This window comes from Candidatus Limnocylindrales bacterium, from assembly GCA_035571835.1.
GTDB lineage: Bacteria > Desulfobacterota > Binatia > UBA1149 > CAITLU01 > DATNBU01.
In genome coordinates, this window is record DATNBU010000014.1 from 1 (window position 1) to 10,442 (window position 10,442).

Below are 10,442 nucleotides of genomic sequence, written 5' to 3' on the forward strand. Positions count from 1 at the left end.
CGTTCAACTCGATGAACGCCGGCGGCACGATCGTGATCCAGGACGACACCAAGAAGCTCGATCCGGACGACATCTGGAGCACGATCGCGAGCGAGAAGGTGCAGGCGCTGCTGATCGTCGGCGACGCGTTTGCGCGGCCGCTGCTCGACCAGCTCGAAAAGAAATCCTACGACCTGTCGAGCCTGATGCTGGTCGCGAGCGGCGGCGCAGTGCTCAACGTGGGCATCAAGGAAGAGATTCTCGACAAGCTGCCCGACGTGATGATCTACGACGGCATCGGCTCGTCCGAAAGCGGTGCGCAGGCGTCGAACCTCAGCTCGAAGAGCACCGGCACGTCGACCGGGAGCTTCATGCCGCAGCCCGGCAACTGCGTGCTGTCGGACGATCTCACGGCAGTGCTCGCGCCCGGCCACGAAGGCATCGGATGGTTCGCCAAGGCCGGCCGCGTTCCGCTCGGATACCTCGGCGACCGCGCCAAGACCGAACGAACGTTCCCGACTCTCGACGGCGTTCGCTACTCGGTTCCCGGCGACCGTGCGCGCCATCTCGAGAGCGGGCTCATCGAAGTGCTCGGGCGCGATTCGGTCACGATCAACTCCGGCGGCGAGAAGATCTTCGCCGAAGAGGTCGAGCAGGCCCTCAAGCACCATCCCGCCGTCTACGACGTCGTCGTCTGTGGAAGGCCGAGCGAGCGCTGGGGGCAGGAAGTGGTTGCAGTCGTCGCGCTGCGCGGCGGGGTCGCCGCGAGCGAAAAATCGCTGCTCGACGAGGCCGCCAAGAGGCTCGCGCGCTACAAGCTTCCGAAGGCGTTCGTATTCCGCGACGAGATCCTGCGCAGCCCGAGCGGAAAGGCCGACTATCGCTGGGCCAAAGAGCAGGTCGCGGCGCCTCAGTAAGACTGCAGCCGCGATGCGGGCCACAGGGTGACGGCCGCCCGCTCGCCCGTGCTTTCGCGAGCACGCGGGGAAGGTTACCCTCGCCGCGTGTCCTGGTTCGACGGTCCTCGTCCTCGCCTTTTCGCACATCGCGGCGCGTCCGGCGTTGCGCCCGAGAATACGATCGAAGCGTTCGCCGAGGGGCTCGCCGCCGGTGCCGATCGTCTCGAGCTCGACGTGCACTCGACGCTCGACGGCGAGATCGTCGTCTTCCACGACAGTGATCTCGGCCGCACGACCGACGGCAGCGGCCCGATCGCCGCGTGGCACAGCGACGACCTCCGGCGCCTCGACGCCGGGTACCACTTCGTCGACGAGCACGGCGACCATCCATGGCGCGGTCGCAACGTCCGTATTCCGGCGCTTGCCGAGGTGCTCGAGGAGTTTCGGCACACGCCGCTCAACATCGAGATCAAGTCCGACGACGGAAGCACGATCGAACGGTACTTCGATCTGCTCGACCGCTACGACGCGAGGGATCGCGTGCTCAGCGCAGCGTTCGAAGACGCGATCGTCAAGCGCATTCGCGAGGTCGCGCCCGGCGCGGTGACGAGCCTTTCGGCGGACGAGGTTCTCGAGTTCTACGGATGCTGCATGAACGGATCGTTCGACGGGTACGTGCCGCCGGGAAAGGCGCTCCAGGTTCCGCCCGAGCACGAGGGAATCGAGGTCGTCTCTCCGGCGTTCCTTCGCGCTGCACACGCGCTCGGCATGGAAGTGCACGTCTGGACGATCAACGACGAGGCCGAGATGGAGCGGCTTCTCGATCTCGGCGTCGACGGGCTGATGAGCGATTTCCCGTCGCGCGCGCGGGCGGTCATGGAACGAAACGGCCTGCGCCCGCCGCTGGCTGGCGCCGAAGCCGCGCGAGGGCGTTCGCGATGAGCTCGCCGGCAGCAGTCTACGAGCGCGAGCTTCCGGTATCGCTCGAACGCATCTGGGAGAACGTGCTCGACTGGGAGCATCTTCCGCATCTGCATTCGCAGGCGTTCTCGAGCATCTCGCTGCTCGCGCACAACGACGATGGATGGCGAGCCGAGATCGGTCTGCCTGGTGCGCCGGGAAAAGGCGCGGAGATCGACGTGCGGCTCGATCGTGCCGGTCTGTGCTACTGGTCGCGCACCGTCTCGGGCGCCGGAGCGGGAACGGAAATCCTGACGCGGCTTTTTCCGCGCGGCCCCGAGGCGACCGGCATCGTCGTCGAATTCCACCTTCCGTGGGCTGCCGACGAATCGAAAGCTTCGATCGGCGAGCTCTATCGCACGCTTTACGTCGAGCTGTGGGACCAGGACGAAGCGATGATGCGCGAGCGCCAGCGTGTGCTCGATGCGAGCCAGCATGTGCCGGGCGCGCTCGATCAGGCCGCCGACAAGACGGTTTCCCTCGGCCGCGTACGCGAGCTCGCGCATCGGCTTCCGCTCGACGTCGAGCTTTCCGGACGACGCCTGCGCGTCGTCAGCATCGACGGTCGCCTCGTGGCGTACGATACCCGCTGCCCGCATTTCGGCGGTCCGCTTGCGGCCGGGCCCGGGTGCGAAGCCGTCTGCCCGTGGCACGGTTACCGCTTCGACGTGCGAAGCGGTGCGAGCTCGGACGGCCGCGGGCTTCGCATGGGCCGGGCAGGCGTCATCGAGATCAACGCGTGCGAAGGCGACGTCACGCTGCGGCTGCCATGAGCCTGCGCCGCTTTCCCAATCCGCCGCTGTGGTTCTGGCTGTCGTTCGCGATCGCGATGATCGCCAATCGCGTTGCCGGGCTCGCCGCCGAAGAGTCGATCGCGGTGATGTCGCGCGTCAGCGGTTTTGCCGAGGAGGTGCGCGCGCACAGCCTGCTGTACGTGCGTTACTGGCAGGGCATCGCTTACCCGAGCGTCATCGCTTTCCTGTACTGGTACCTGCGGCCCGTCCTGTCGTGGTTCGAAGCGGGCGCCGTGCAGCCGGCTCCGGCGCTCGTCCAGCGCCGCGTGATCAGCGCGCCGCTGATGTATGCGCTGTCGGGTTTTCTCGCTTGGTTCGCCGGGATCCCCTTGTTCATCGGAATCACGCTCGGAAGGTTCCACCGGTGGGCGCCGGAGCTCGCGTCGCAGCACATCCTGACGCCGCTCATCAACGGTTACCTCGCCGCGACGATCTCGTACTTTCTCGTCGATCGCGTCTACCGTGCGATGGTCTATCCGAAGGTCTTTCCGGAGGGCGGCCTCGCCGGTGTCCGCGGCGCAGTCGCGCTCGGCGTACGCGGCCGCTTCTTCCAGCTGCTGCTCGCGCTGTCGTTCATCCCGATGTTCGTGATGCTCGGCCTTACGCGGGCTGCTCAGGCCCGTCTGGACCTCGGCCTGCATCAGACCGCCCAATACCGTATCGAGCACGGCCTGGAGGCCGTTACGCTGCTGCGCGAGCTCGCCACGGCAAGCGAAGCGACGTTCGTCGTCTACGTGCTGGTCGGCGGCGTGCTCGCGATCCTCGTCACGCGCACCGTGACGCAGTCGATCGAGGAAGCGGCGGCGGCCCTCAAGCGCGTGCAGCGCGGCGATCTCGAGGTTCGCGTCCGCGTGGACTCGGCCGACGAGATCGGCGTGCTCGAAGACGGCGTCAACCAGATGGTCGCGGCGCTGCGCGACCGCGAGCGCATTCTCCAGTCGTTCGGCCGCGTCGTGGAGCCCAGCGTGCGCGACCGCCTGCTGAGCAGCAACGTCGGGCAGGGCGGCGAGCTTCGCGAGGCGACCGTGCTGTTCTGCGACCTGCGCGGCTTTACCGCGTTCACCGAATCGCACGGCGCCGAGGAAGCGGTCGCGACGCTCAACGAATTCTTCACGGTGACGACCGCGTGGGTGCGCGAATGCGGAGGCCTCGTCGACAAATTCATCGGCGACGCCGCGCTCGTCGTGTTCGGGCTGCTCGACGAAGACCGCAGCGTCGAGAACGTGCGGCGAGCGGCGGTGGCGGGCCTTCGCTGCGCGCTCGGGCTCGAGGAGAAACTGAAGGACGTCAACGCGCGCCGGCGCGCGGAAGGCAACGAGGAGCTTGCCGTGACGATCGCCGTGCACAGCGGCGAAGTCGTTGCCGGCGTGATCGGATCGTTCGACCGGCACGAGTACACGGTGGTCGGCGACACCGTCAACGTCGCGGCGCGGCTGCAGCAGGCCGCCAAGGATTACGGCGGCGTGGTCGCATCGGCCGAGACGTTCCTGCTCGCGAGGCAGGGAGGGCTCGAGGCTCCGGTGCGGCGCACCGAATCCATCGCGCTGCGCGGCCGCCGCGAGCCGGTCACGCTTTACGCGATCGGCCCGGGCGAAGCCTCGCTGGCATCCGCGTAGATCAGCCGCCGATGAAAAGCGCGATAAAAACGTTGTCGGTCTGATTGTTCAGAGTGTCCGACGACCATTCGTAGATCGTCACGTCGATCTCGGTCGGCGATGCCGACGAGACGAATCCGTTCGTCACGCTGTAATTCGCGCTCTGCGCCGTGCTCTGGAGAATGACGTTGCCCGGCGTGATGTCGTCGGGATACTTTCCGGTGAACTTCAGATCTACGAAACCCGGGCTGAAGCTGGTAATGGTGACATCGGTCGTCCCCTTACCGCCTTTCGAAGCGATTGTTCCTGCAAACAGGCTGACGTTCGCGAGGCCGACCGCGGCTCCTTTTTTTGCCGCGCTCGCGACCGAGCCTGCGTGAACCGTGGCGGACGGGATGAAAAGAAGAGCGGCACCGAGCACCGCAATCGAGATTTTTCGCATGTGGAATTCTCCCTGGAGTTTCCGGACGCACTCAGGGAGCCCGGTTCAAGGGAAGTAGTCGCCTGCCAGAGCTGAAGCAAGCCGACATGCGTTTGTGAGCCTGGTCGCGGCGACCCGCGCCGCGGGCTCTCAGGGAAGTCCGTCGACGCTCGCCCGGAAAGCAGTCGCGCCATTGGCCGGCGTACGGTCCGGAAAGAATTCACTCTGCCAGCACATCCCGTCGTCGGTCACGAGCTGCACGAGGACGCTCGGTTGCTCGGCGAAGTAGCTGTCCGCGTCGATGGGGCCCGGCAGTGGAAGCGAGACCCCGGCAGCGGTCATCGAGATCTTGGCTTTTCCGGCGATGCCGGCGTGGATGCCGAGCTTGCGGACACCGGACGAGATGCCGTCCGGCTCGCTGTAGCTCCAGCCTCTCGGATCGCCGCTCTTCCAGAAATCGGCGGAAGGCTCGACGATCACCGAGGAAACCAGCACCGGGCTCGAAGCTTCGTTGTCGTAGATGCAAAGCGCGTAGGTGGTCGTCTCGTCCGGTTGGCCGAGATCGGCGTGGCCGATTGCGGCGCCGTGACTCCACTTCCACTTGAGCTTGTCCGAATCGTCGCTCGCGCTGTCGGAGAGGATCATCTTGGAGCGCGTCGCAAGGCCGCAGCCGGACGGCGGAACGGGAATGCCTTCGTTCGAGCATCCGTTCGACGAATCGCATGCGTCGGTCGTGCATGGATTGAAGTCGTCGCAGACGCTGCCGTCGGCGACATGCTCGCAGACCCCGGCGCCGTCGCAGCGATCTGCGGTGCACGCGGCTGCGTCGGCTGTGCACGAGGTTCCAAATGCTGCGGCGACATCGGTCGGGCACTGGTTCGTGACGCCGTCGCAGCTCTCGACGAGGTCGCACTCTCCGGTTGCTGCGCGGCATGGCGTCGTCCGCCTGGCGTCGGCAGGGCATGCATCGGCGGCGCCGCTGCAGACCTCGGCGAGATCGCAGACACCGGCGGAAGCGCGGCAGATCGAGGTCGACTTCGCGTCGGGCGGACAGGTGTTGCTTGCGCCGCTGCAGACCTCCGCCAGATCGCACACGCCGGCGGAACCGCGGCACGTCGACGTCGACTTTGCGTCGGGCGGACACGTGTTGGCCGCGCCGTCGCAGGTCTCGGAGATGTCGCAGACGCCGGCCGATGCGCGGCAGGTCGCTGTGCTCTTTGCATCGGCCGGGCAGGTGTTGGCGGCGCCGCCGCAGGCTTCGGCCAGATCGCAGACGCCGGACGAAGCGCGGCAGATCGCCGTCGATTTCGCATCGGCCGGGCACGAGCTCGCGACGCCGTCGCAGGACTCCGGCAGATCACAGACACCGGCGGATGCGCGGCACGTGGTAGCAAGCTTCGCGTCCGAAGGGCACGCGAGACCGGTTCCGTCGCATGCTTCCGCGGCGTCGCAGACGCCGGCGGAAGGGCGGCACGTTGCCGTGCTTTTCGCGTCGGCGGGACATGTGTCGCCTGTCCCGTTGCAGACTTCGGCCAGGTCGCAGACGCCGCCCGATGCACGGCATGTCGCTGTGCTCTTTGCATCGGCGGGGCAGGTATTGCCGGCGCCGCTGCAGGCTTCGGCCAGATCGCAGACGCCGGACGAAGCGCGGCAGATCGCCGTCGATTTCGCATCGGCCGGACACGAGATCGCGACGCCGTCGCAGGACTCCGGCAGATCACAGGCACCGGTGGATGCGCGGCAGATCGAGGTCGACTTCGCGTCGGGCGGACACGAGTTGCTTGCGCCGCTGCAGACCTCGGCGAGATCGCAGACGCCGGCGGAACCGCGGCACGTCGACGTCGACTTTGCGTCTGTCGGACACGTGTTGGCCGCGCCGTCACAGGTTTCGGCGACGTCGCAGACTCCGGCCGACGCACGGCAGGTTCCCGTGCTCTTCGCGTCGATCGGGCACGCGTCGCCGGCGCCGCTGCAGACTTCGGCCAGGTCGCACACGCCCGCGGAAGCGCGGCAGACGGCCGTCGATTTCGTGTCTGCCGGACAGACGTTCGCGACGCCGTCGCAGGACTCCGGCAGATCGCAGACACCGGCCGATGCGCGGCAGACGCTTGCGAGCTTTGCATCGGACGGGCACGCGAGGCTGGTGCCGTCGCAGGACTCGGCCGTATCGCAGACTCCGGCTGCCGGCCGGCACACGAACGTACCGCGCAGGTCGGCGGGGCAGTCGTTCGACGCGCCGCTGCAGACTTCGACCGCATCGCAGATGCCGGCCGCCGACCGGCAAGCCGTCGTGAGCTTTGCATCGGCCGGACACGTGTTCGCTGCGCCGCTGCAGAAGTCGGCGGCGTCGCAGACGCCCGCCGCGCGGCGGCAGCGCTGCGCGCTCTTCGCGTCGGCCGGACACGTCGAGGCGCTGCCGGTGCAGTGTTCGGCGGCATCGCACGGACCGGCTTCGGTCCGGCACGATCCGAACGGGTCTTCGAACCAGCATTCCGGCGAGCAGCAGTCGTTCGCCGCGGTGTTTCCGTCATCGCACTGCTCGCCGGCATCGACGGTCCCGTTGCCGCACGCTGCGAACGTCGACGCATTCCATCTCGCGATGGCGATGGACGATTTGTCGCCGGCTACGGAAAACGGCCCGCCGGCGAATACGTCCGTCCCGCTGGCCACGAGCGCAAAGACTTCGAGATTCAGCCCGCTTCCGAGGCCGGTCCATGATGAGCCGTTCCAGCGGCGGATGTAGCTGAAGGCCCTGCTGTCGTTCTCAGCGTATTGTGACGCGGCGAAGATTTCGCTGCCGATGGCAGCGAGCGACGTGACCGGGAAGAACGATGAGAGGTTCGGAAACGAGTACGTCCAGCTCGAGCCGTTCCATTTGTATACGCCTATGCCGCCGGCATAGAGGTCTGTCCCGCTGGCCGCCAGCGAGAGTACCACCGTCGCCGGAGCAGCCCCGCCGGCGAGCGCGCTGAATGTCGAGCCGTTCCACTTCGCGACGTACGTCGCCGAAACGCCGTTTGCACTGGTAAAGTAGCCACCAAGGTAAAGGTTCGAGCCGATCACCGCGAGCGCGCGCACACTGTCGTTGGTGCCGCTGCCGAGCGCGTTCCAGCTCGACCCGTTCCACCTCGCAATGTTGTTGGCGGCGACTCCGCCGATGCTCGTAAACGTGCCGGCCGCGTACACGTCGGAGCCGATCACGGCGATCGCGGCAACGCCGCTGCTGGTCGACAGCGTGCTCCACGCGCTTCCGTTCCATTTGACGAAGCTTCCGGCGCCGTTCAGCGGCTGCACCTGGGCATAGACGTCGCTGCCGCTCGCGGCGATGGCCGCGACGTTGTCCGTCACACCGGCGCCGAGCGCACTCCACGAGCTGCCGTTCCACTTTGCGACATGATTTGCGGCGACGCCGCCCGCCGACGAGAAACTTCCGCCTGCGTAGACGTTGCCGCCGCTCTGGGCGAGCGCCGTGACGCTGCTGGAGGCATCCATGCCCTTCGACGTGCAGCCCGGCGCAACGCACGCGAACTCTTCGAAGCTTCGCCAGACGTCGCCCGCGCTGTCCCAGGTCGCGATATGGTGCGCGGAGACGCCGCCGATCGATTCGAACGATCCGCCGACGTAGAACGTCGTTCCGGACACGGCGATCGACGAGATCGACGTGATCACGTCGCTGATCGCGACCCAGCTCGTTCCGTTCCATTCGGCGATCGCGCGCGGCGAGCCGGGCGCAAACTTCCCTACCGCGAACAGCTGCGTGCCGGTCGTTGCGAGCGAAGAGACGGTGACGTTCGGGTCGGTGCCGGCCGTCGACCATGCCGAACCGTTCCACTTTGCGATACCGTTCGCCGACAGCCCTCCGGCCTGGGTGAAGCTTCCGCCGGCGAACAGGTTGCCGCCGGCAACGGCGAGCTCGCTGACGTTTCCGTCGGTGCCCGTGCCGAGCGCGCTCCACGAGGTGCCGTTCCACTTTGCGATGCGGTTTGCGGCAACACCGCCCGCCGAGTTGAAATATCCGCCGACGACGAGGTCGGTGCCGTATACGGCCAGCGCCGTCGCATCGTGGCTGAGTCCGCTGCCGAGCGCGCTCCACGCCGACCCGTTCCACTTTGCGATGCGCATCGCGGGAGCGTAGTCGGCGGTCGTGAATGTGCCGGCGGCGTAAAGGGCGGAGTCCTTGACGGTGAGCGCCACCACGTAACCGTCGAAACCGCCGTCGCCGCTTCCGACCGGCGTCCACGTGCTGCCGTTCCACCTGGCGATGGACTTGGCCGCGACGCCATCGACGCCAGTGAAGCTCCCGCACACGTAAAGCTCGCCGCCAAACACGGCGAGCGACGTGATGTAGCCGTCGGCGAAGGTGGAGGTGGTGAATCGTCCGCCGAGGCGCGACCACGCATGCCCGTCCCACTTCAGCACGCGGCTCGACGCGGTGGTGACGTGGTCGAACTCCCTCGAAGTGGCGTATACGTCCGATCCGAGCACGACGATCTTGTCGATGCCGGCCTCCCAGGATCCCGAGCCGGGGCCGTAGAATCCCGGATACCAGTGATCGTTCGGATCGGCGGTGTGCGATGAGAGGGCAGGAGTCGCCGCAGCGCAGAGCACCGCGAGCATGGCGACCACGCAGCGGATGACACCAGCGGTTCGCCTGGCGGCGCGGCTCGACGACCCGAATTGCGTGGAATGCAGCATGTGCCCCCTTGAAGACGGCGGATTTCGCGTCGACGGCGAAATGCGTCGCAAGCCTTTCTAGCTGCCCTCGAGAGGTCACACCAGCGGCAAATGCGGTCCAGCGTTGCGTATCGTGACGCAGGCCACCATGCGCTGCTCGATCGCCGCGAGTCGTCTGCGCGGTCAACGTCGAACGCCGGGGAAGCGTGCCCGAAGATTACGTCGGCTTCAGAATTCCGCAGCAGTCTTCATGCGTCGTCGCCGACTCACGTACCACAGAAGCAGTGCCGCGAACGTCGCCACCGAGATGCCGGCACCGAGCCGCACGCTCAACGGCCGGTAATGAAACACCACGTCCGACTCGCCCGCAGGTACGCGGACGACGCGGAATGCAGCATTGCCGCGCTGGATCGGAGTCGGGATCCCGTTCACGGTCGCTTCCCAGCCCGGATAGTATTGATCGGACAGTGACAGAAACCCTTCTTTCGATGCGCTCACGTGCACGTCCAGCATCTCGGAGCGATCAGCGCGGACCGTCGCTTCACCTGTGCCCGAGGAGTCGGATCCGAGGAACCCGTCTGCGGGCGCCTCATCCACCAGCGCGATGCGGCGTGCGTTATGTGTCCGGCTGCCGAGGATACGCACCTGTTCCTCGGGATCCGGGATGATCCGTATCATCGGCACATAAAAAGCCCGCGGCATCGCAGTGGTGTTCTCGTACAGCACCGTGGTGCCCTCCTGCCACACGCGCGTCAGCGGCAGGCCGGGAATGCCTTCGACCGACTTGCCGCCCACGAGGTCGACCAGCAGATAGCGCGTCGCCATGAGGTTCATCACTCGTCGATTCGCCGGCGAATGCCAGATGCCCCTGAGGTATTCGGTGAGAGTCAGCAGACGATCGCTTCGAAGCACCATCTGCAGCATCGCGAGGCGACGAGAGGTCTGCGGTTCGTAATCGTCGATCGAGCGCACACCGAATACCTGCGGCGTCTTCGGCGTGAGCGTGTAGTCCGGATGCTTGCCGAAGGCGTATGCGCGGTCCTGCAGCGTCATGCGGGAGCGCAGGTCGGCAAACTGATGCTCGCGCGCGTGAAGTACGGTATCGGAGTCACGAAGGAAG

Annotated in this window: 7 protein-coding genes; 4 read left to right on the forward strand and 3 right to left on the reverse strand. The window is 66.7% G+C overall.

Going from position 1 to position 10,442, the window contains the following annotated elements:
- The 4 genes from VN634_06475 to VN634_06490 form a co-directional block, all read left to right on the forward strand.
- Positions 1-896 (forward strand): AMP-binding protein (locus tag VN634_06475; GenBank protein ID HXC50505.1); only part of this gene is annotated, 896 nt, incomplete at its 5' end.
- Between the two features lie 87 nt (positions 897-983).
- The gene (locus VN634_06480; protein ID HXC50506.1) at positions 984-1,820 is read left to right on the forward strand and encodes a glycerophosphodiester phosphodiesterase; all 837 of its coding nucleotides are present in this window, start codon (positions 984-986) and stop codon (positions 1,818-1,820) included.
- Positions 1,817-2,611: a Rieske (2Fe-2S) protein gene (locus VN634_06485; protein ID HXC50507.1), complete on the forward strand. Its 795-nt coding sequence runs from the start codon at positions 1,817-1,819 to the stop codon at positions 2,609-2,611. The genes VN634_06480 and VN634_06485 overlap by 4 nt, the downstream gene beginning before the upstream one ends.
- Positions 2,608-4,248 (forward strand): adenylate/guanylate cyclase domain-containing protein, encoded by a 1,641-nt coding sequence (locus tag VN634_06490; GenBank protein ID HXC50508.1) that lies wholly within the window; start codon positions 2,608-2,610, stop codon positions 4,246-4,248. The genes VN634_06485 and VN634_06490 overlap by 4 nt, the downstream gene beginning before the upstream one ends.
- A gap of 1 nt (position 4,249) precedes the next feature.
- On the opposite strand, the gene VN634_06495 is transcribed toward VN634_06490, so the two are convergent.
- From VN634_06495 to VN634_06505, 3 genes are all read right to left on the reverse strand, one after another.
- The gene (locus VN634_06495) at positions 4,250-4,669 is read right to left on the reverse strand and encodes a hypothetical protein (protein HXC50509.1); all 420 of its coding nucleotides are present in this window, start codon (positions 4,667-4,669) and stop codon (positions 4,250-4,252) included.
- Positions 4,670-4,798: 129 nt separating this feature from the next.
- Positions 4,799-9,343, reverse strand: coding sequence for a hypothetical protein (locus tag VN634_06500; protein ID HXC50510.1), 4,545 nt, complete (start codon positions 9,341-9,343; stop codon positions 4,799-4,801).
- 207 nt (positions 9,344-9,550) lie between these two features.
- Positions 9,551-10,442, reverse strand: an 892-nt coding sequence (locus tag VN634_06505; protein ID HXC50511.1) for a YfhO family protein, incomplete at its 5' end; no start/stop codon positions are given.